The 21336-nt window shown below is 42.1% G+C and carries 21 protein-coding genes, 1 tRNA gene and 1 pseudogene; 14 read left to right on the top strand and 9 right to left on the bottom strand.

The window, feature by feature from the left end; genetic code table 11:
• The first annotated feature begins 99 nt into the window (after window positions 1–99).
• The 8 genes from nqrF to JMX82_RS11965 all read left to right on the top strand — a co-directional run bounded on the left by nqrF (window position 100) and on the right by JMX82_RS11965 (window position 10009).
• Complete coding sequence (gene nqrF, locus JMX82_RS12000) at window positions 100–1335, top strand: NADH:ubiquinone reductase (Na(+)-transporting) subunit F (protein WP_055125670.1); 1236 nt, start codon at window positions 100–102, stop codon at window positions 1333–1335.
• Between the two features lie 190 nt (window positions 1336–1525).
• Window positions 1526–2326 carry an SDR family NAD(P)-dependent oxidoreductase gene (locus tag JMX82_RS11995; RefSeq protein WP_201540705.1) on the top strand — a complete coding sequence of 267 codons (801 nt, stop codon included), beginning with the start codon at window positions 1526–1528 and terminating at the stop codon, window positions 2324–2326.
• Between the two features lie 142 nt (window positions 2327–2468).
• On the top strand, window positions 2469–3599 hold the full coding sequence (locus tag JMX82_RS11990; RefSeq protein WP_227676725.1) for an FAD:protein FMN transferase: 1131 nt from the start codon (window positions 2469–2471) through the stop codon (window positions 3597–3599).
• 153 nt (window positions 3600–3752) lie between these two features.
• On the top strand, window positions 3753–3998 hold the full coding sequence (gene nqrM / locus JMX82_RS11985) for a (Na+)-NQR maturation NqrM (protein WP_045453840.1): 246 nt from the start codon (window positions 3753–3755) through the stop codon (window positions 3996–3998).
• Between the two features lie 433 nt (window positions 3999–4431).
• Window positions 4432–5700: a CynX/NimT family MFS transporter gene (locus JMX82_RS11980; RefSeq protein WP_227676722.1), complete on the top strand. Its 1269-nt coding sequence runs from the start codon at window positions 4432–4434 to the stop codon at window positions 5698–5700.
• Between the two features lie 87 nt (window positions 5701–5787).
• Window positions 5788–6612 carry an arylesterase gene (locus JMX82_RS11975; protein ID WP_201540702.1) on the top strand — a complete coding sequence of 275 codons (825 nt, stop codon included), beginning with the start codon at window positions 5788–5790 and terminating at the stop codon, window positions 6610–6612.
• Window positions 6613–6624: 12 nt separating this feature from the next.
• On the top strand, window positions 6625–7344 hold the full coding sequence (locus JMX82_RS11970) for an ABC transporter ATP-binding protein (RefSeq protein WP_201540701.1): 720 nt from the start codon (window positions 6625–6627) through the stop codon (window positions 7342–7344).
• Between the two features lie 19 nt (window positions 7345–7363).
• Window positions 7364–10009 (top strand): ABC transporter permease, encoded by a 2646-nt coding sequence (locus tag JMX82_RS11965; RefSeq protein WP_201540700.1) that lies wholly within the window; start codon window positions 7364–7366, stop codon window positions 10007–10009.
• A gap of 230 nt (window positions 10010–10239) precedes the next feature.
• On the opposite strand, the gene JMX82_RS14390 is transcribed toward JMX82_RS11965, so the two are convergent.
• The 4 genes and pseudogenes from JMX82_RS14390 to JMX82_RS11950 all read right to left on the bottom strand — a co-directional run bounded on the left by JMX82_RS14390 (window position 10240) and on the right by JMX82_RS11950 (window position 12738).
• Window positions 10240–10533 (bottom strand): tetratricopeptide repeat protein, encoded by a 294-nt coding sequence (locus JMX82_RS14390; RefSeq protein ID WP_265089324.1) that lies wholly within the window; start codon window positions 10531–10533, stop codon window positions 10240–10242.
• A gap of 66 nt (window positions 10534–10599) precedes the next feature.
• Window positions 10600–10788 (bottom strand): annotated as a pseudogene (locus JMX82_RS14385) (tetratricopeptide repeat protein); the annotation flags it as partial.
• 301 nt (window positions 10789–11089) lie between these two features.
• Entirely contained in the window at window positions 11090–12259 is a 1170-nt protein-coding gene (locus JMX82_RS11955) for an NB-ARC domain-containing protein (protein WP_201540698.1), read from the bottom strand.
• A 47-nt stretch (window positions 12260–12306) separates the two neighbouring features.
• Window positions 12307–12738, bottom strand: coding sequence for a hypothetical protein (locus tag JMX82_RS11950; protein ID WP_201540697.1), 432 nt, complete (start codon window positions 12736–12738; stop codon window positions 12307–12309).
• A gap of 461 nt (window positions 12739–13199) precedes the next feature.
• On the opposite strand from JMX82_RS11950, the gene JMX82_RS11945 reads away from it, so the two are divergent.
• Complete coding sequence (locus JMX82_RS11945) at window positions 13200–14516, top strand: valine--pyruvate transaminase (protein ID WP_201540696.1); 1317 nt, start codon at window positions 13200–13202, stop codon at window positions 14514–14516.
• A gap of 109 nt (window positions 14517–14625) precedes the next feature.
• Window positions 14626–15048 (top strand): hypothetical protein, encoded by a 423-nt coding sequence (locus tag JMX82_RS11940; RefSeq protein WP_201540695.1) that lies wholly within the window; start codon window positions 14626–14628, stop codon window positions 15046–15048.
• Window positions 15049–15063: 15 nt separating this feature from the next.
• On the opposite strand, the gene JMX82_RS11935 is transcribed toward JMX82_RS11940, so the two are convergent.
• From JMX82_RS11935 to hisB, 4 genes are all read right to left on the bottom strand, one after another.
• Complete coding sequence (locus JMX82_RS11935; protein ID WP_201540694.1) at window positions 15064–16176, bottom strand: hypothetical protein; 1113 nt, start codon at window positions 16174–16176, stop codon at window positions 15064–15066.
• A gap of 98 nt (window positions 16177–16274) precedes the next feature.
• Window positions 16275–16649 (bottom strand): hypothetical protein, encoded by a 375-nt coding sequence (locus tag JMX82_RS11930; RefSeq protein WP_201540693.1) that lies wholly within the window; start codon window positions 16647–16649, stop codon window positions 16275–16277.
• 183 nt (window positions 16650–16832) lie between these two features.
• Window positions 16833–17468 carry an imidazole glycerol phosphate synthase subunit HisH gene (gene hisH / locus JMX82_RS11925; RefSeq protein WP_201540692.1) on the bottom strand — a complete coding sequence of 212 codons (636 nt, stop codon included), beginning with the start codon at window positions 17466–17468 and terminating at the stop codon, window positions 16833–16835.
• Between the two features lie 158 nt (window positions 17469–17626).
• Entirely contained in the window at window positions 17627–18292 is a 666-nt protein-coding gene (gene hisB, locus JMX82_RS11920; RefSeq protein ID WP_045453866.1) for an imidazoleglycerol-phosphate dehydratase HisB, read from the bottom strand.
• 400 nt (window positions 18293–18692) lie between these two features.
• Here hisB and JMX82_RS11915 point away from each other — a divergent pair, with 400 nt between their 5' ends.
• Window positions 18693–19115, top strand: a complete 423-nt coding sequence (locus JMX82_RS11915) for a hypothetical protein (RefSeq protein ID WP_201540691.1) — start codon at window positions 18693–18695, stop codon at window positions 19113–19115.
• 112 nt (window positions 19116–19227) lie between these two features.
• A tRNA-Phe gene (locus JMX82_RS11910) sits at window positions 19228–19303 on the top strand.
• A gap of 87 nt (window positions 19304–19390) precedes the next feature.
• On the opposite strand, the gene JMX82_RS11905 is transcribed toward JMX82_RS11910, so the two are convergent.
• Entirely contained in the window at window positions 19391–19759 is a 369-nt protein-coding gene (locus JMX82_RS11905; protein ID WP_201540690.1) for a hypothetical protein, read from the bottom strand.
• A 173-nt stretch (window positions 19760–19932) separates the two neighbouring features.
• Here JMX82_RS11905 and JMX82_RS11900 point away from each other — a divergent pair, with 173 nt between their 5' ends.
• Together JMX82_RS11900 and JMX82_RS11895 are read left to right on the top strand one after the other, a co-directional pair.
• The gene (locus tag JMX82_RS11900) at window positions 19933–20433 is read left to right on the top strand and encodes a DUF4385 domain-containing protein (RefSeq protein ID WP_060492083.1); all 501 of its coding nucleotides are present in this window, start codon (window positions 19933–19935) and stop codon (window positions 20431–20433) included.
• Between the two features lie 165 nt (window positions 20434–20598).
• Window positions 20599–21300, top strand: a complete 702-nt coding sequence (locus JMX82_RS11895) for a phosphoglycolate phosphatase (protein ID WP_201540689.1) — start codon at window positions 20599–20601, stop codon at window positions 21298–21300.
• Window positions 21301–21336 lie beyond the last annotated feature (36 nt).

Raw genomic sequence — 21336 nt, 5'->3', positions numbered from 1 at the left:
AGCGATTTGACCTATTTAATTCATTTATTCGGTAGGGGTTCAGGAAACACGCAATGACGTCTTTTCGCACCCCTACTCCATAGATTAAGGATACCTACCATGGATTACGCTACGGCGATTGGTGGCGTTGCTATGTTTACCTTGATCATCATGGGCCTCGTTGCCATTATTTTGGCGGCGCGCTCAAGACTGGTCAGTTCAGGCGATGTTACCATCCATATCAATGATAATCCCGATAATGACGTCGTGACCCCAGCAGGCGGTAAATTACTACAAACCCTTGCAAGCGAAGGTATTTTCTTATCTTCAGCCTGTGGTGGCGGTGGTACTTGTGCGCAGTGTCGTTGCCGCGTTATTGAAGGGGGCGGCTCTATCTTGCCCACCGAAGAAGGCTATTTTACTCAAGGCGAAATTCGCAATCATATGCGCTTAGCTTGTCAGGTAGCGGTTAAGCAAGACATGAAAATCGAGATTGACCCTGAGTTTTTTGATGTACAAAAGTGGGAATGTGAAGTTCTCTCTAATGATAACGTTGCTACCTTTATTAAAGAGCTGGTCCTTAAAATTCCAGATGGCGAAGAAGTGAACTTCCGTGCTGGTGGTTATGTGCAGTTAGAGGCGCCACCGCATGAAGTGCATTATAAAGACTTTATCATTGACGAAGAATACCGCGAAGACTGGGAAAAATTTGGTATTTTCAACTATGTCTCAAAAGTTGATGAGCCAGTTATTCGTGCTTACTCGATGGCCAACTACCCTGAAGAAAAAGGCCTTATTAAGTTTAATATTCGTATCGCTAGTCCACCGCCACGCGGTCCTGACGGTATTCCACCAGGCAAAATGTCATCATGGGTATTTAGCCTAGTACCTGGCGATAAAGTAACGGTTTCAGGTCCTTATGGTGAATTCTTTGCCAAAGAGACTGACGCTGAAATGATTTTCGTTGGTGGTGGTGCTGGTATGGCACCGATGCGCTCGCACATCTTTGATCAGCTTAAACGCTTACATACTAAGCGTAAAATCAGCTTTTGGTATGGTGCACGCTCTATCCGCGAGATGTTCTATGTTGAAGATTATGATCAACTCGCAGAAGAGTTTGATAACTTTGAGTGGCATGTAGCATTGTCTGATCCATTACCAGAAGACAATTGGGAAGGTCCAACCGGCTTTATCCATAATGTTCTACTTGAAAATTATCTGAAAGACCATCCAAACCCAGAAGACTGTGAATACTACATGTGTGGGCCACCGATGATGAATGCGGCAGTCATCGACATGCTGCACAGCTTAGGCGTGGAAGATGAAAACATCATGCTTGATGACTTCGGCGGTTAAGTGAGTATCTAAGCAAATGGCTACGTAAAAAAGTATTCTAAAGTGATAAATAAAAAAGAGTCTCAATTGAGGCTCTTTTTTTGGCTTTGATTAAATGCAATTCTTGCATAATAAGCCTACAAATCTAAATAGCAGACCGCCTGCCCTCTACTATATTATTAATTGTTTATTGCCTTAAGAAAGGATTCTTATGAAAACCAACATTAAAGATTTGACCATTTGGATTACTGGTGCTTCTAGTGGTATCGGTGCAGCATTAGCCATCGCCTTTGCCAAACGTGGTGCCACCATTATTTTAAGTGGGCGTGATGAGGCAAAATTAGTAGCAGTCAAAAACCGCTGTAAAAATAGCAAAAATCATTTCATCATCCCTTTTGATATCACCGATGCTAAACAAGCAAAAGACGCGTATAAGACAGCTAAAGCTCAAGCCGGACAAATTGATTGGCTTATTAATAATGCTGGCATCAGTCAACGCTCGCTTATTATGGAAACCACTGAAGAAGTTGAGCGCCAAATTATGGAGATAGATTATTTTGCGCAGACACGTCTGACCAGACTAGTACTGCCAGATATGATCGCGCAAGGTGGCGGCAAAATTGTCATTGTATCGAGCGTGGCTGGTTTATTAGGCACGCAATATCGCGGCGCTTATGGAGCAGCCAAAGCCGCACTTCATATGTGGGCAAACAGTCTGCGTGCAGAACTGTACGAGCAAGGCATAGAGGTGGCGACGATATTCCCAGGATTTATTCAAACCAGTATTTCTATTAACGCCTTGACTGGTGACGGTAGCGCGCAAGGAACGATGGACGAGGCAACCAATAAAGGATTAACCGCAGCTACCTTTGCTAAACAGGTCATAAAAGCCCTGATTAAGGGTGAAGAATATATCATCGTGGCAGGCACTAAAGAAAAACTGGCGACCACAGTCAACCGCCTATCACCACCAAAACTATATAAGCTCATCCGTGAATCAAAAGTAAAGTAAATTTAGTCGTTTAAGCCACTAGGTCTTAAGTCGATGATTGGCGTTATGGGTGACAAGGGGTGTAAAATGGGCGACGCTAATAGAACGTGCCACTCACCCTTTTGCCATAAAAGCCATTATGATTAATATGAGAAAACCAATAATGCAAAAATTAGCCCCACTCTCATTGTCTAGAAAATCGATGAAAACCACCTTATTGCCCGTTATGACTATCAGTGCTGTATTCAGTCTTAGTGCTTGCCAGCAAACGCCGGATTATGATTATCTCAGCGGTGAGACCATGGGAACGAGCTACCATATCAGTTATCAGCTGCCTGCGGATGCGGATGAAGCGGCCATCCAAGCGTCGATTGATAAGCGCTTGCAGCAAATCAATGACAGTATGTCTACCTATCAAGCAGACTCTACTATCTCTCAGTTCAACCAGTTAGGTAAAGACATCCCCCTCACTATCGATGCAGATTTTGCTCACGTGCTTGATGTGTCACGAATCGTCTATCAGCAATCTGGTGGCGCCTTTGATCCTACCGTCATGCCATTGGTAGAGACTTGGGGCTTTGGTAGCACCATGACCGTTGAGCGCTTGCAAAGTCCACCGACAGCACTTGAGATTGCTCAAGCAAAAGCCTTGGTAGATTTTGAGAGTATCATACAAAAAGAGCAGAGTATTTATAAAACCAAAGATGGCGTCGGACTTGATTTCTCAGCAGTTGCTAAAGGTTATGGCGTCGATGTGATTGCCGATGTGCTCAGAGATGACTATCAAATTCGCAACTACATGGTAGAGATAGGGGGTGAAATTGCAACCTCTGGGGTCAATAACCAACAGCAGCCGTGGCAAATTGCGATTGATGCGCCTATTGAGGACAGTACGGTCAGCGAGCGTCAGACAATATCAGCGATTCGTCAACCCATCAATACCGATAATCAGATGTATTTGGCAACTTCTGGCAACTATCGTAATTCCGTCATATTCGACGGTCAGCGCTACAGTCATACGATTGACCCAACCACTGGCAAGCCTATCGCGGGCGGCGCACCATCGGTAACCGTTGCAGCAGACTCAGTTGCCTTGGCAGATGCGTGGGCGACCGCCCTAACTGCGATGCCTTATAAAAAAGCCCTTGCAACAGCCAAAGCACAAGATATAGCTGCCTTGTTTGTTGTTTTAGCTGATGAGGCAAAGGCGACGGATTCTGATAAGAATACTGACCAGTGGCAAGTGGTGCAAACACCAGCGATGCAAGCATTACGCGCTGACAAACAGCCTTAGAACTTAGTCGTAATAGAGCTTAGTCGCAATACTGTAAACGGCTCGATAACCATCAACGAGCCATGCAAAAATTTGCTATACTGGTTTTGCTATACTATTAAGGTATTACCCTAGTAAATAGCCACACTATTTTTAAAAATCGAGGTTTCCTCTATGCTTAGTCAATTGCTTCCCATGCTTGCCATTACCTTTACCGTATTCGTCCTGTTCTTTATCTTTATGGGTATCGGTTATATGGTTAAAAAGAAGCCGCTTAGAGGATCTTGTGGCGGCGTTGCTAAACTAATGGGTGATGAAAATTGCTCGTTTTGTGGAAATGATCCCAATAAGTGTGATTCAATCGTGGCAGAACAGCAAGAAAATGCCCTTAAAGCCGCTCAGCTAGGCAGACCTGTATAAACTAAATTTTATAAATACCGCGTTTGTTACCATACGCTGGTAGTATTTACCTAACATCTGTTCTTATAATAGCGTCTAGTCCTTTGCAAAGGACTGGCGCTATTTTTAATTGTGCCAGCCGCTACGTATCTAGTTAGCCTCACTTTAAGATATTTTGGATATCAATACGGCACGTGCAGGGCCTGTTAATAATAGTAGACTAAATAAATCTAATACCGTATTCAGTTGATAGGCGATTGAAGATAAGCGCGCTTTCAAAATGGTTACTCATATATCTTGTATTCTGCAAGTAATCTCTAGTTCTAATTTACGATTCTAATTGATGATTTTAGTCACCGTCTAGGTGCGTTTTCTTTGGTGTTATTTACAAGCGACGATGCTTCGGCGCTGTTTAATGACGTGTCCTTTTTCTTATTCTAATAGTCGTGCTGCTATGTCTACCTCTACTGATTTGCCACCTGATGTGCCATTACAGTCTCATTCAGATACGCCGTCACCGTTTGAGCTGCCCTCCTCACGCTTCACTTTTTGGCTCATCTTATGTGCCATGATTTTGCTCGCCACCAATATGCGTGCGCCTATTGTTGCTCTCGGCTCTATTGCCCCTGTCGTACAAGATGCCCTCAATATCTCTGAGACGCAGATTGGTTGGCTAGGGGCAGTGCCCATGCTGACTTTTGCGGTGGGCGCACTGATCGCGCCAGCCATTGGTAAGCGTTTTGGGCTTGAGAATACACTCATTGCGATGATTGCGTTATTAACGATTGGTATGATGATTCGCACTGTTATTCCCACTTGGTCTGGGTTTTTGATTGGTACGTTACTGCTGACCTTGGCTATCGGTTTTGCGAATACCTTAGCTGCCCCTGTTATTAAACAGCGTACGCCCCAGCATATTCCACTCATAACAGGGCTATTTAGTCTAACGATGACGGTAACGGCAGGCATCGTCGCTGGAGTCGTACTGCCATTATCTGAGCAAGTAGGCTGGCAATGGGCACTAGGTGGGTGGTCGCTATTGGGCATTTTTGCGATCGTTATTTGGATATTTTTGCGATTGCGGCTTGGTTCCTCTAGTCATCAAGCAATTGTGCCACCTACCTCTGGATCGTCTGACATCTCCATGTGGCGTACGCCTTTTGCTTGGCAAATTGCAGTATTTATGGGGCTGCAATCATTATTATTTTACACCGTTGCCAGTTTCTTACCTTCTATTTGGGTCAGCAAAGGGCTATCTGCAGTGCAAGCAGGACAAATGGCTTCAGTGTTTCAGTTTATGGCACCTGTCTCTATTTTGAGCCTGACGTGGCTGATCAATCGCGGCCGCCCTATTCAGGCGCTGGCGGTGTTTGCAACGGTGCTGAATGTTATTGGTATTTTAGGAATCAATTATTTATCTACCGACCTCGCTTGGTTGTGGTCAGGTCTGATGGGCATTGGATGCTCCGCTATTTTCACCTTGAGTATGATGCTGTTCTCCTTACGTACTTATACGACCAACCAATCTAGTGAGCTGTCTGGTATGGCGCAATTCGTCGGTTATTTGATTGCCTTTTTTGGTCCCTTAGGGACAGGTTGGCTACATGAAGCGACTGGCAGCTGGGATTTACCGCTATTCATTATGCTCATTTTGATGGTTATCAATGTCATCATTGCTTGGGTAGTGAGTCGTCCAGTGATGGTCGATGGCAAAAAGCTGTAATATCAAAAACTACAGTAACCTTAGGATAATATTGGTGTCTGTCTTATTTTGCTACACTGGTTTGATTGCTTATAGGACAGAATAATCATGATGAATTTATCCATTCGTTTCGCTCGACACTTACCAACATTGGCTATTTTAACAGCCGTAATGGCGCTCGGTGGTTGCCAAAAACCATCTGAACGTAGCACCGATAATGGCATTCAAAACAGTACTCAAACTGCCGAACCTCAAACGACCAAATCTGAGCAACCGGCAACATCCACTGCACAGCAAGCGCCATTAACGATCTTGGCATTGGGCGACTCTCTAACAGAAGGTCTTGGGGTGGATAAAGACGACAACTATCCTGCTCAGTTAGAAGATCGTCTACAAGCAATGGGTTACGACAATGCCAAAGTTATCAATTCAGGATTGAGTGGTGAAACCAGCACGGGATTGGTCAATCGCTTAGACTGGGTGTTGCAAACTAAGCCTGATGTGACGATTTTAACCATTGGTGCTAACGATGCCATACGCGGTATCGATGTGGCGACAGTTGAAGCTAATATTCGTACCGCGGTCAAACGTCTACAGGATAATGGCAGTATCGTCATTTTGGGCGGCATGCAAATCTATGACAACCTTGGCTCTGAGTATGTGAAGTCATTTGCAGCGATATATCCTCGCGTCGCCAAAGACATGAACGTGACGCTGATTCCTTTCTTCTTGGATGGTGTGGGCGGTGACCCTGCGCTCAATCAAGCCGATGCCATTCATCCGACCAAAGAGGGCTACGAGATTATCGTCAATGACAATATCTTGCCTATTCTAGAGCCCAAGTTAAAAGAGCTAAGAACAGCTGATGCAGACAACACAACTGAAAATGCTAAAGATGAGACGACAAAAAATACGACAAATGAGACTACTTAACGAGACACTGTAATGACATCATCACCTTCGATTGCCGCGTCAATGCCACAAGCAAACTTTAAAACAGAAGCCCTACTGACTGCTAATAAACTCAACAAAACCGTGCAAGTCGGCGAGCAAACCCTATCAATCATTAAAGATGTAGATATCTATGTCAATGCTGGCGAGTTTGTAATCATCATGGGCAAATCAGGCTCAGGTAAATCTACTCTGCTTGGGCTATTAGCAGCGCTAGATTATCCCGATAGCGGCACCGTTGAGTTGGCAGGGCAAACTTTAAGCAGCCTTGACGAAGATGCGCTGGCGGTCATTCGTCAGCATGATATGGGCTTTGTTTTTCAGTCGTTTCACCTACTGCCAACCTTGACAGTCGCCGAGAACATCGCCTTTCCACTTGATATTGCCAGACGTCCAAACCCAGCACGAGTAGACGAGCTAATTGATGCCGTTGATTTGGGTCATCGACGTTATAGCTTGCCCAATCAACTATCAGGCGGTGAGCAGCAACGTACAGCGGTGGCACGAGCGCTAGTATCGCATCCAAAAATCGTATTCGCTGATGAACCAACGGGCAACCTCGATGAGCAAAATGCCGATCAAGTCATGCAGCTGCTATTGGACTTACGTCAAAAAGTTGGTTCAGCACTGGTGGTGGTGACTCATGACCCTGCACTTGCCGAGATGGCAGATCGCGTGATTACCATGCATGATGGTCGAATTGTACCTACATGAATAACTGGATTGTATCTTAATGAATCGTAAGCCCACAGACAATAAACCACCAGCTGATACAAAAAAGACTGATACCAGTATGCGTCAAGAGTCCAGCTATCCTAGCGGTATCCTCAATCAATTATTTACCCGTATCCTAGGTTTTCAAACACTCGGCTCTCAAGCACTAAGCCGTAGCTGGTGGCAACGCTGGGTGTATCCCGTGTTGTTTCTACTAACCTTAACGTTATCGCTTGCAACTTACCTAACCCTCGACTCGGTGCAGCAGTCTTTCGATCGCTATATCAATGACAATCAGCGCGCGCTCGTTGGTGGCGATTTGATTCTAAACAGTAAGCAAGACTGGCCAAGTGAAGTATTGACGCAGGTAGAAACCATCCCCGATACGCAGACGGTGTATGACTATCAGTTTAGCGCCATGCTGGTCAATGATGAGCAAACCTTGCTTGCCAGCATTAAAGCGGTCTCGCCGTCTTATCCCTTATACGGTACAGCGGAGCTTGCCTCAGGACAGCCGCTGTGGGAGCAGCTAACCTCTGACAGTGTCATCGTCGCGCCAGAAGTGCTCAGTAGTCTACAGGCCAATGTCGGTGACCGTATCACCATTGGCGATGCGCAGTTCAAAATAAGTGATGTACTGACAAAAGAACCTGATCGCCCGCTGACCACCTTTGGGTTTGGTGGGCGTGTCTTAATGCATCAAGACTCACTCGCAGCGACCAACCTATTGGGTCAACGTAGCCGAATAAACTATCGTATCGAGATGGCAGGCGATCCAGAGTTGATAACCACGCAGCGTGATGCGCTCACAGAGATACTGACCAACTATCCTGATATCGAGCTCTCTGACGCAGAGTCCGCAGACACTTCGGTCTCACGTATCTCTGATAATGTACTGATGTTTTTAAAGCTACTGGTCATCGCAGTGTTGCTACTTTCGGCGGTCGCCATGTACGGCGTCATTAGCGCCTTTGTCAGCAAACAGCAGTCAACTAATGCGATTCGCTTGGCATTAGGTGAACCGCTTGGCTCACTCAAGCGCAGCTACTATCAATTGCTTATCGTCACCACTGCCATTGCTTGTGTCGCCGCGATTATACTGAGTCTAGGTTTGCTTAAAATCGGTCAGCCATATTTGGTTGCTATCTTGCCTGCCGATGTTGGCCTAGCCATCAATCCAATTAGTGCGGTCAAAACCATTGTAATTGCTCTAGTCCTGACGTTGCTGATTGCACAGCGTGGTCTTAGCGCACTTAACACAACCAAACCCGCTACTCTACTCAATCAAGGAGCGAGTACGCAAACACAAAACTTGCCTTGGTATCGGCGCGTGCCCTTACTATGGTATGGCTTGGTGCTGGCAGGGTTGTATGCCTTCTTTGCTTATGAAGTTGGTTCACTGTCATTAGGGGCGCAGCTATTGGGCGGGTTGATTGGCTTTGTGGCGATATTTTGGCTACTGGCGCGTGGGTGGCTCTGGCTGCTTGCCAAATTGGCGAGCAATACCAAGGTCAGTTGGATGCAGCGTATCGCCATTCATAACCTTGCGCGTAAAGGCAACCAATCAGCGTTGTTCTTTGTCACCTTATCGCTATCGGTGGCGGTGCTGACGCTCATCACGACACTCAATCACAGTATCAATGCCCAGTTTATTAATGCCTATCCTGAAGATGCGCCCAATTTGTTTTTGCTCGATGTGCAGACCGATCAGCACGACAAGATAGACAGTGTTCTTAAAGTACCCGTCACTTATTATCCGGTCATTCGTGCCCGTGTGGAGACGGCAAATGATGTCCCAGCAAAAGATATCGAGCCTGAGGATGGGTTTGATGACCCTACGCGGGTGTTTAACTTAAGCTACGCCGATACGGTGATGGATACTGAGTATATCACCGACTCACTCACAGACGATGCGCTGTATACGCCTATCGATGATACCGATCAGCAAGTCAAACCCTTATCTATCTTGGACACTGCCGCCAGTATGCTCAATGTCGGTATGGGCGATCAGGTTCGCTTTAACATTCAAGGGATCGAAATCGTCGGGCAAATTACCAGTATTCGCACGCGCTATGAGCGTGGCCCAAGCCCGTATTTCTATTTCTTATTTGAGCCGTCTGTACTGTCCGCTGCTCCGCAGATTCAGTTTGCCACTGCACACGTATCAGAGAATGACATTCCAGAACTACAAGGCAAACTGGTACGCGAGTTCCCTGCTGTCACCACGATTGACGGCACTGCCATTGCCAAGCAAATCCAAGAGCTGGTTGTACAAATGAGCCGCTTGGTCTATTTGTTTACCTTGCTTGCTCTGCTCACTGGGGTCATGGTGCTGATCAGCTCGCTACTGTCCACCTCACAAGATCGCATGAAAGACAGCGCGTCATTTAGACTACTAGGCATGCAAAAGCGTGACCTATATATGCTCAATATCTTGGAGCTGGGCGTGCTTGGTGTTAGCGCGGCGACCTTTGCCGTGATTATCGCCACTGGTGGTGCTTGGCTTGCCGTTACTCAGTGGTTTAATTTACAGTTTAGTATGCCGTGGGCAAATCTAGCTATGGGCGGGGCGGCGTTAGTCTTATTACTATTTGCCATTGCCATTATTTATGTGAAACTGGTGATTGGACGTGGGATTATGGCGCGGGTTCGAGCGATGGTTTAAGCGTATTCAGTTTTAGTTTTATATAGAAAAACCCCTTAATAGGGGTTTTTCTTTCGTTACTACTTACCGATTTAAATAAGTCTTTATAACAGCTTCAATCAGGGTTAAAACACTTATCTAAATCACATCTATAGTAAATAATATTAATACTTGATAAAGGTATCTGTGATTCTTAAATTCATGACTCAAATGAGAATGAGTTATAATAACAGCAATACATATTACTACATCTACTCTTTCAATATCTCTATTAAAAGTTCATGAGTATCTATCATTTCTTTAGCTTCCAATGCATAAAGGGGTAATTTATCTTCAAGAATAGTTATTACCTTTTTACAATAAGTTAGTGCCCCTTTGAACTCCCCCATCATAATATGGACTTTTGTTAAATTAGATAAACTACTAGCACAGTCTATATGCCTCTCATTTAAGTAGAACTCTCGAATATCAAGAGCTTGATCAAATAACTTTATCGCCTCTTTATATTTCTTGTTATCTAAATGTATAAGTCCTAAATGGCTAATGATATTAGCGTAATAAAGAGGATCTTTATCTTCATTTTTTAATTCATCAAAAACACTTTTCGCTTTTTCTAAATAAAAAAATGCTGTTGCATGAGCTTTCTTTTCAGTATAAAGTCCACCTAGATTATTGAGTATAACTAGATAACTTTTCTTATCGATCTCTTCGTACTTCTTTCTAATACTTAGAACTTTCAAATACAATTTTTCTGCTTCTTCCATACTTACTAATTGTTTATTACAATATGCTAAACTGTTAAGTACTGATGCATAAGCATCTTCAAAAGCATAATCTTTATCAGTTTTTTTTCACTTATTTCTATAATAGGCTCAAGAATTGAAAGTGCTGAACTAAAATCACACGTAACAAGCCTAATATTCGCTAAATTAGCTAGAGTATTTATATAGTTCATATTCGAATTACTCAAATATTTTTCAATATGGCTTATACTCTTTTTTAAAGTGTTTTCAGCTATGGTATAAAAACCCTGCTTTTGACAAAATATTATATATTCATTCATTTCTCTAGTGAATATCTCAATAGTTTTGGGTTCTTCAGTTAGGCAAACGCTGGAAGAAAAATAAGATCCAAAGCAGGTAGACATGCATTAACTAACTGCTCTTTTCTCTGCTGTTTAGTTAACTGTAAACCGTTTTTATGAATATCAAACTTACTATAGTAAGATTTCAACCTAACTGTAATAGAGTATAGAAAATCAAATCGCTTATCACTCAAATATGTATTAATAAATTCACTATGTATAGCATGACCGACAACTTCATGTAGCTTATAAAACTGAATATTTGTCTTATTGGCTGTCTCACTAATTAAAACTGATTTTTGTAACCAGCCACTATTTAGCAAAATTACTAGTACACTTTTATCAGTAACAAAACCCTGTCCTAGCCATTCAGAAATTATGTCGAAGGTAACCTCTTTACTTTCCATAAGAGATAAAAAATATAAGATTTCTTTTTGTTCAACTGTGAGTCCAGATAGTGAAAAAAGTTTACCTAAAGCATTATTTACGCTATCTCTACTAAATTCCGAGTGATCTTCATAGGGAACCTTAGTATCAATATGAAATTGATATTTTTTTAATAACTCTAATAATTCATATGGATTACAGTTCTTCCAATAAGTAGTTTTTCCTAAAAGCTGTATAGTTAAAGTGTGTCTTCCAGCTAGCTTAACGATCTCTTTTATATCATTAACAAACTCTATTTCTCGTTCTTTGACTGTTTCACTATGCTTTAAGAATAAATCGATACAATGTTCAATTGAGAGTAGGTCAATATGAAATTTTTCGAACCTTTCGTAATCCTGACTACGTGAGGTGGCTATTATATGGCATGGTAAAGTCTTAAATCCACGCAATTGATTAGAAGATTTATTTAATAAATCTTCCTGCCAAGGTAAGTTATCTAATATTAATAATAGTCCAGTGATCTTATTAAGTGATTGAATAATCTCGTCTAGTTTATTAGAAATGCTATCTTCTGGTAATCTACTAAGCCCAAGTTGCTCAAGCACACTATAATTAGTGAGAAATCCTGTTTCTACATCAATACTACAATCAATGTGAACAATACTATTAAATTCAAAGTATGAATCTTTGTTCCATTTGTGTACGCAATAACTTACTAATTCAGTCTTTCCTATACCACCCATACCGTATAGCAGTATATGACGTTGCCCATTCTGCATAGATTCTGTAATAGCTACCAACTCTGCTTCACGACCTAAAAAACTAGGTTCTACTATTGGTGGTAGCTTTAGGACTTTTTTGTCTCATCATTACCATTATGGTTATGAATAGTACGATTATCTTCAACATAGCTATTAGTACTTATCTTTCTGCTATTACTATTTAAAATATCACCACTACCAGTATTAACAGAGTTATTATCGCCATTCATTTTTATACGGTTGTCAGTTACTTGGTTGAAATTTTGGAAGAAATTTTGGAGACTTTGGTTTCCTTTCAGCTCTTCTATAAAGTCTTCTTTATCCAACTTTTCAGCCTTTGATTTCCAACTTTCATTTTCCACGATATTCATAAGTGCTTTAGCTTGTGGCTCAGTTAAGACAATATTTTTCTTAGTAAAGTATTTCATCAACTCATCAAAAGAAGGCTTTATTGTAGTTATCAAAAAGGTGTATAAAAAGTTAGATATCAAATTTAACGTTATTGTTTCAGTTATCATCTTTGTTCTTTGTTCCTTGTTCTCGTAAATACGTTCATTGAAAAAATTAATGTTTTGCGGATACTTATCCTCTATCATCGCACAAGTCTATATATTTTAAAATGACTTTCTAAATGTGAATTAAAGTTTAAAATTGATTTTTTTAAAGCTTTCCTACCGCCACAAACGTTGACTGGAGGAGCGTTTAAATTCTGATTTTATGAGTAGCTTGATAGAACCATGACACATACATCACCTTGTATAAAAGTGACCGCTCGAACATTGGAACGCCACTGTGCTTAGATACTATCTATATAGAAGGTGTTTTCGCTTCACAAAGTGTATAGACATATAAACCAATATCAGCCATGCAGTTTGCTTATTTATTGGCGGGATTACCTAGCCCTCATTTGCTATACTAGCCTAATTTTTATCAATCAAATCCCTTCTTACAACATCCTCCAAAACAGCATGGTAGCCTTATGAAATTCTCAAAGTTCGGTCAAAAATTTACCCAGCCCACTGGCATCTCACAATTGATGGACGATTTGGGCGATGCGCTAAAGAGCGATCAGCCAGTCAACATGCTGGGCGGTGGTAATCCTGCCAAAATTGATGCGGTCAATGAGTTGTTTTTGGAGACGTATAAGGCGCTTGGTAATGACAACGATGCAGGTGAGGCCAATAGTAGCGCGATCATCAGCATGGCGAATTACTCTAATCCGCAAGGTGATTCGGCCTTTATCGATGCCTTAGTTGGCTTCTTTAACCGTCATTATGATTGGAATCTAACGTCAGAAAATATCGCCCTGACCAATGGCTCACAGAATGCGTTTTTCTACCTGTTTAATCTGTTTGGCGGCGCTTTCGCTGATGAACAGAACCAGTCTGTAGACAAGTCCATTCTACTGCCATTGACCCCTGAGTATATCGGCTATAGCGACGTGCATGTCGAAGGTCAGCATTTCGCTGCGGTATTGCCACATATCGATGAAGTGACTCATGATGGTGAAGAAGGCTTCTTTAAATATCGTGTCGATTTTGACGCATTAGAGAACTTGCCAGCGCTAAAGGAAGGTCGTATTGGCGCGATTTGCTGCTCACGCCCGACCAACCCGACTGGCAACGTACTGACGGATGACGAAATGGCGCATTTGGCCGAGATTGCCAAACGTTATGACATCCCGCTTATCATCGATAATGCCTACGGTATGCCCTTCCCTAACATCATCTATTCAGACGCGCATTTGACGTGGGATGACAATACGATTCTGTGCTTTAGCCTGTCTAAAATCGGCCTGCCCGGTATGCGTACGGGTATTATCGTAGCCGATGCGAAAGTGATCGAAGCGGTCAGCGCGATGAATGCGGTGGTGAATCTAGCGCCGACACGTTTTGGTGCAGCGATTGCCACGCCATTGGTAGAAAACGATCGTATCAAGCAGTTAGCTGATAATGAGATTAAACCGTTTTATCAAAAGCAGGCGACCCTTGCCGTGAAGCTGTTAAAAGAAGCATTGGGTGATTACCCGTTGATGATTCATAAGCCTGAAGGCGCGATATTCTTATGGTTGTGGTTTAAAGACTTGCCGATTACCACGGTTGAGCTGTACGAGATTTTAAAAGAAAAAGGCACGCTCATTGTACCAAGTCAGTATTTCTTCCCTGGTGTCGATGTTAGCGATTATCAGCATGCGCATGAATGTATTCGTATGAGTATCGCGGCGGATGAGCAGACGCTGACTGATGGTATTGCAGCGATTGGTGAAGTGGTGCGTGAATTGTATGATCAGAGATAGGTTTTGCAAGTGAGCTGAGGATTATAATTAGATCTAGTGTAAAAGTATTCGAAAGTCTCTACGCCAGTTACAGCCATCACATTATTTTAGGAATAACTAAATGAGACTTATGTCAGCTATAGTCTTACTTCTAATGTCTGGTTGTAGCGCTGTACATTCCGATGACGCCGACTATAAAGTTTTGATTCATGGCAATGAAGAATGCAACTATGACTATGGTGTAGAAGACTTTTGTGACGAATATAATCAAATATCCTATAAAAATACTGACAAGACTGTTAATTTTGATAAAGATAAAGTTTTAGTATTTCCGGAAGATAACTTTGGTTATTTAGTTGTTATCAACCCAGAAACTCAAATAGCTTATCCTTTTAGATACTTAGTTAATTATAAAAAACTAAGTTTTTCTAAAGATTCTAACGAATTCTGTATAGAGGGAGATATTTCTGCTTATCGTGATGAGGATAGTGGATACTTCTGTTTTGAGTTTACTGAAAATAACTTTGAGCGCATTTACGATGCTACTCGTTAGTATTTAGCCTAACAATTATAAATCCACCTTTATCCTAATATATTGAAACTCATCATTGATATGCCCATCTTCTTTCCAAAAGGCAGCGCTATGATTAACCGCTAGGTATAGGAAACCATCTTTTGCCCAAAATATATTTTCTGGTTCAACAATAGGCATCCAATGCATAAAGCCTGCACCCATAATCGGGATGGTGTCTGTTCCCTTAATTTTATACAGCTCTAGATCGGTGTATTGCTCATATGGGTTGGTATAGGCTGAGATGATATATTTTTTATTGGGAGAGATATGAGGATAATCTATAAATACCTGCGTCATCTCACCCGAATTTTTATCAATCATCTCGTAGTTCGAGCTTTCCCAGTAGTTTCCTTCTATTAAATGTTGGTTTAAAAAATCGATACTACCGATGTAATCAAAACGCTCATCGCCGTCATCACCATTATCTTTATCAACAAACTTCACTGGTTTTTTTGCAGTTGGAATGGATATCACACCATTTCTCTTTTTAAAACTTTTATTTTTTGATAGAAAATCAACAGCAAGTGGACGTTTTTTCTCAAACAAAGCCTTATCAATCAGCTCTATTTTTAGGTAGTCGTTAAGTGCTTTGCCATCTTCAAAATACTCGTAGTCTTCGCCAACGGATAGATATGCTAGTATGTTTAAATCTTTGGACGTTAGCGAGGCGGGCATAGTAGAACCCGTTTGCTCTTTTTTCACAAAGACTTTTTCCCATTGACTAATACTTTTATCAATAACACCGTCATTGTTCTCATCGTATTGTCTATCAATACTATCTCGTACCGTATACCAATCCTTTCTATCTTCAATGACGTCTAGTTTCTCACCAAAGGTATAGCTTTTCACCTTTCGAGCAGCGCCGCTTGGTAACTGACGTGCGATTGCCCCATCTTTTGCTGTCACATAAATGTATTTCAATACAGTCGTATCATCGTAGTCAATCTCGATACCACCACGATTATACTGCGCCAAAAGTGCTGCCGATATGGGTTTGTTTAGGTCAATGATGACATTTTGATTTGCCACTGCTGAATGATAGCTAAACGTCGTTAGGCATAGAATGATAGAAGAAAAAATATGAGTAGGTATTTTAAATGAAGACATAATATGGTCTGCTATATATTTTATATTATGAATTTTACACCATAAAATCCTACTTAAGTTTGCTTTTTTAACGACTTAAAGAAAATTACTTTAGTATATTAGCGCTGCTTTAATAGCTTAGTTAAGGGGTTGGACGAATGAAATATCTTCGTCCATTTATTTAAGGCATAAAGCACATAAGGCAGCATGCAGGTATTGATCAAATCGCGGAGGCTGGCGACCAGCTGTTCGTGGCTTAAGCCAGCCATGCCTGACGCTTCAATCGTATTTCGATTATCTAAATACTCGCCCAACAGTGCAATGCCCGTCACGACGACTAAAGCTAAGAATGATCTGATGCTTTGGTTTTTAATGATAGGACGCAGCACAAGCAGACACAAAAGATAGATGCCGACGCCGACATAGATATGTAAGGCATCTTTGGCAAGGCCAGATACTTCAATAATATTGATTTTAAAAGCGGTAAAATCCACTAGAGTATTCCAAATATAAGCAAGTAGAAAACGACTGAGAGTATCACTAAACCATGACGGCTAAACTATAATAGCTAAAGAGTGGCAGCTACAAAGTGATGGCTGAGCATAAAAAAGGCAGATTATACAATTGATAATCTACCTTCTACTAAATTAAATATTCACTTCACATTTATCGTCTATTTACACATTCCACTCGACGAAATTTTTCAACAACTGCAAGCCAGCAGTATGACTTTTTTCTGGGTGAAACTGGGTGGCAAATAAATTATCTTGGATGACACTGGCACAAAACGGTTGACCATAGTCACATATCGCTGCCACTTGTGAGCTATCAGTAGGCTCGCAGTAATAGCTGTGCACAAAGTAAAAATGCGCGTTGTTTTGAATACCATGCCACAATGGATGGTCAAAATCCATACCGCTAATGGTGTTCCAGCCCATGTGCGGTACTTTTATAGTTGCGCCCTGCTTGTCTTTCCACGTAGGGTCAAATGCTTCTACAGTGCCGTTTAAGATACCCAAGCAGTCTGTACCACCATTTTCAGCGGACTGCTCAAACAATGCCTGCATGCCCACACAAATAGCCATGACAGGCTTGTTAAACACCGCATGGCGTATGACGTCATCAATCCCTGCTTCATGCATGCCAGCGATACAGTCACGCATCGCACCGACACCGGGGAAGACAATCTTGTCTGCCGCAGCGACGACTTTTGGGTCATTGGTGATAGAGACGTCTGCCCCGACTACCGATAGTGCTTTACTAGCAGAGTGCAAGTTGCCCATGCCATAATCTAATAGTGCTACTTTAGTCATCAATTGGTTCTCATTTTAGATATTTTGATTACTATACTATTTATATTATTGGCTATTACCAAGGTGTAGATAAGGTTTTTCTACAAGGAAGTCAAGCGCAGGCTGTACAACTAGTACGCCAAGCTTGACTGACACCGTAGAAGAGCCTTAAATGCGCCTTAGAAAGCCTCTTTGGTCGATGGCAATGTATTTAACGCACGCTCATCATATTCGCAAGCCATACGTAACGCACGAGCAAACGCTTTAAAGGTAGACTCGATTTGGTGATGGCTGTTTTTGCCTTTTAGATTGTCTAAATGCACCGTCATCCAAGAATGGTTCACAAAACCATAAAAGAATTCACTAAACAGGTCAACATCGAAATTACCGACATGCGAACGGGTAAAGGGAATGTCCATGTGTAAACCCGGACGTCCTGATAGATCGACGACAGCGCGGGTCAATGCCTCATCTAGCGGCGCATAAAAGTGCCCATAACGACGAATGCCCTTTTTATCGCCCAATGCTTTGTTAAATGCTTGCCCAAGGGTAATACCAGTGTCTTCAACGCTATGATGGTCATCGATAAAGGTATCACCGTTGCATTTAATCTCTAAGTCAAACAAACCGTGACGCTTGATTTGGTCAATCATATGATCCAAAAACGGTACGCCAGTATCTACAACTCCTTGACCCGTACCATCAAGATTGACGGTACAAGTCACTTGGGTCTCAGCAGTAATGCGCTCAACGGTCGCAATACGTTCAGGGCGACCATGTAGATTTAGGTTTTTTGGTGCATTTTGCTCAGGTGTATCAGCAGTCGTCATTGCATTGGCTGTCATGGCTACTCTCTATCAGTTTTTATCAGTGAAAAGCGGTCAATAAATAAGGCAAAACATGTTTAAATATTTTACTAGTGTCTGGGTCAGCGCTAGCAAAAAATGTAGTAGAAAATGATATATACAAAAGATATCAAGGTATTAGAGTTTGTACGTACTAAATATCATCTAGCCTCATCATAGCAAACCCTAACATTTACTGCCACGACCAAGCGGTAAACCACGCACAAAATTACCTCATTCTGCTAAAATAGTGTGTTCAGTATTATTAATCATGATTTGCACTGACTTTTAGATATCATATTCTACAGCCTACTTTCTATGACTTTTGCCGTGTTATAACTTTGTGCTGTGTCATACTGCTACTTTATACGATAAAAACCCTCTGCTTATAGGAACTGCTATGCCTTTAGAAGCGATCGCCATTAATAGCTTGGATGCACCACTTATCAAAAAACCTGCGCGTGACAATGAGCTAGCAGAGCGCTTGCAGGCATTGTACGATAGCGATGACGCGCAGCCTGACGGTCTCGAGGTATTGAATATCGTTGAGCAGGGTTTTAAGCGCGGGCAATGTCTGTATGTCGGTATGTTTAATGACAAGCCTATCGCTGCGGTTGCCTGTTTTGATGATGGGCAAACCGACGCCAAGCGTCTGCAATATTTAACGGTACATCAGCAAAATCGCGGTCGCGCTATCGATGCCAAATTCATCAAACTGGTCTATGATGCTGAGATAAAAAAAGGCGTCCGTGAGTTTGTCCCTGCCGATGCGGATATTCACCGTATCATGAGCGAGTATGATTTACTGCGTGTTAAAGACTAAATCGAGAGCAGAAACAGTTAATTTTGCCAATATTTGATTATTTATCTTCTATTATGCAAAAACTACTTGACAGCAACGTCTATATTTAGTTTAATAGCGCCTCAACGAAGACGGCTCGATAGCTCAGTCGGTAGAGCAACGGATTGAAAATCCGTGTGTCGGCAGTTCGAACCTGCCTCGAGCCACCATTCGTTTAAGAATTCTAAAAAGCCCCGAACATTGCTGTTTGGGGCTTTTTTTATGCTTATATCCCGTTCTGAAATAAGTCTAATAGCTTATGACAAACGTCTTCTTAACAACACCTCGCAACGTTCACGCGAGTCTAAGTCATAAACCGTCGCGCGGTAATCGATACCATGACGCCCTTCAAAAAATATCACCCGATCGCCCACTGCTAAAAAACAAGACGTGCGCGCATCATAAATGAAACCATCAATCACGAACGCCAAATCACGATCTATCTCACGTACCGTATAAGTTTCTCCTTGCGGAATCAACCGCTCAAACCATGCGCTATGGGCAGCATTGGTGCTTAATACGCTGATGAGCAGCAGCACCGATATCATAAATATACTTTTTAACGACATCGTAAAAATCGAGCCAGCTAGACTGATGCTATTGAGGATGTTTTTATTAACTGTCATAACTTTAACCTACTCAGACCTGCTCAATGATTGATTCTATTCTCTATGCTAAACGCTTACTATCACGGTTGCATAACATTTTTGTGCTGTTTTTTAGACAGCGGCGCTCAGTATACTCGATAGCATTGATAATGATAAATTTGACAGATGACGAATACTAATAGGGAAAAGCGATGAGAGCGTTCGATTACGATTTGGATTATAAAAACCTAGATTTACGCGCGCAGCCAGAGCTGTATCGGGTCGGGCGCGGCGAGCAAGGCGTATTACTGGTAGAGCCATACAAATCCGAAATCCTGCCACACTGGCGCTTTGCGACCCCTGATATTGCGCTTGAGAGCAGCGAGACAATTTATCAGATGTTTTTAGATTATCTGGCGGCCGATGACTTTGTGGGTGCTGATATGGCGCGCAAATTTATTCAAATGGGCTATACCCGCGCCCGTCGTTATGCCAATCACAAAGGCGGCAAAAAATACAAAGGGCCAGTGCCCGATGATAAAAAAGGTCAAAGCGGCGCACATGGTCGCGAAGAGTTGCCACGACAAATCGAAGACCCAGTCAAAGCAGAGTCAGCGCGCATATTTAAACAAAAATGGGACGAGTGTCGTGAGAACGAAGATTATTTAAGAATGAAAGCTGAGCATCGCGAACGTTATAAAGAGGTTGAATAAGCATGAAACATATCAATAAAACATTACCCTTAGTCTGAAAAGATAGAAATATCTATAATGACAGACTGTTAAATAATTGAATTCATGATTTGCTGTGCTAAGGTAATGAGGGCTTGGAGCTAATACTCCAAAGAAGTATAAAATTGATAGCGTGGGCAAATAATAATGACTGTAGATATTAAGCAACTTTTGATTTTTGATTTCGATGGCACGCTCATTGATAGTGTGCCAGATTTGGCTGATGCGACTAATGCGATGTTAAACATGCTGGGCAAAGAGACTTACCCTATCGAGACCATACGAAACTGGATAGGCAACGGCTCAAGATTGCTGGTAGAGCGCGCACTAGTAGGTAAGGTAGAGGTGTTAGAAGGCGAGTTTACGGTCGAGGAAGCCAATCACGCAGAGCACCTGTTTTTTGAGGCTTACAAAAATCTCAGTGGTAGCAAAACCGTTGCTTACCCAGATGTCGATAGCGGACTAAAAAAGCTAAAAGCGGCAGGATTTACGCTGGCCTTAGTGACCAATAAACCGATTCGTTTTGTACCGAAAATATTGCAATCCTTTGGCTGGCAGGACTTATTCAGTGAAGTATTAGGCGGTAATAGTCTCTCAACTAAAAAGCCTGATCCAGCACCGCTACTGCATGTCTGTAAAGCGTTGAACGTCACTCCAGAACAAGCTGTGATGATTGGCGATTCTAGAAACGATATCTTAGCCGGACAAAATGCTAATATGGATACGCTTGGATTGTCTTATGGCTATAACTATGGGCAAGACATTCGTGAGTTAAACCCTACCGAAGCCTTTGATGATTTTGCGGCATTAGTAGAATATATTTTCAAAAATTATAAGATAGACAGCTAAAATTTGAACATTAGAATGATTCATTTAAGCCATTCT

Source organism: Psychrobacter sp. 1044 (assembly GCF_904846525.1).
Lineage (GTDB): Bacteria > Pseudomonadota > Gammaproteobacteria > Pseudomonadales > Moraxellaceae > Psychrobacter.
Note: the sequence above shows the minus strand (reverse complement) of the source record. Positions and strands in the feature narration are given on the sequence as shown.

Bases quoted from the DNA above. Each gene is read 5' to 3' on its own strand.
- nqrF (WP_055125670.1), top strand. From the start codon at position 100: ATGGATTACGCTACGGCGATTGGTGGCGTTGCTATGTTTACCTTGATC.
- JMX82_RS11995 (WP_201540705.1), top strand. From the start codon at position 1,526: ATGAAAACCAACATTAAAGATTTGACCATTTGGATTACTGGTGCTTCT.
- JMX82_RS11990 (WP_227676725.1), top strand. From the start codon at position 2,469: ATGCAAAAATTAGCCCCACTCTCATTGTCTAGAAAATCGATGAAAACC.
- nqrM (WP_045453840.1), top strand. From the start codon at position 3,753: ATGCTTAGTCAATTGCTTCCCATGCTTGCCATTACCTTTACCGTATTC.
- JMX82_RS11980 (WP_227676722.1), top strand. From the start codon at position 4,432: ATGTCTACCTCTACTGATTTGCCACCTGATGTGCCATTACAGTCTCAT.
- JMX82_RS11975 (WP_201540702.1), top strand. From the start codon at position 5,788: ATGATGAATTTATCCATTCGTTTCGCTCGACACTTACCAACATTGGCT.
- JMX82_RS11970 (WP_201540701.1), top strand. From the start codon at position 6,625: ATGACATCATCACCTTCGATTGCCGCGTCAATGCCACAAGCAAACTTT.
- JMX82_RS11965 (WP_201540700.1), top strand. From the start codon at position 7,364: ATGAATCGTAAGCCCACAGACAATAAACCACCAGCTGATACAAAAAAG.
- JMX82_RS11950 (WP_201540697.1), bottom strand. From the start codon at position 12,738: ATGATAACTGAAACAATAACGTTAAATTTGATATCTAACTTTTTATAC.
- JMX82_RS11945 (WP_201540696.1), top strand. From the start codon at position 13,200: ATGAAATTCTCAAAGTTCGGTCAAAAATTTACCCAGCCCACTGGCATC.
- JMX82_RS11940 (WP_201540695.1), top strand. From the start codon at position 14,626: ATGTCAGCTATAGTCTTACTTCTAATGTCTGGTTGTAGCGCTGTACAT.
- JMX82_RS11935 (WP_201540694.1), bottom strand. From the start codon at position 16,176: ATGTCTTCATTTAAAATACCTACTCATATTTTTTCTTCTATCATTCTA.
- hisH (WP_201540692.1), bottom strand. From the start codon at position 17,468: ATGACTAAAGTAGCACTATTAGATTATGGCATGGGCAACTTGCACTCT.
- hisB (WP_045453866.1), bottom strand. From the start codon at position 18,292: ATGACAGCCAATGCAATGACGACTGCTGATACACCTGAGCAAAATGCA.
- JMX82_RS11915 (WP_201540691.1), top strand. From the start codon at position 18,693: ATGCCTTTAGAAGCGATCGCCATTAATAGCTTGGATGCACCACTTATC.
- JMX82_RS11905 (WP_201540690.1), bottom strand. From the start codon at position 19,759: ATGACAGTTAATAAAAACATCCTCAATAGCATCAGTCTAGCTGGCTCG.
- JMX82_RS11900 (WP_060492083.1), top strand. From the start codon at position 19,933: ATGAGAGCGTTCGATTACGATTTGGATTATAAAAACCTAGATTTACGC.
- JMX82_RS11895 (WP_201540689.1), top strand. From the start codon at position 20,599: ATGACTGTAGATATTAAGCAACTTTTGATTTTTGATTTCGATGGCACG.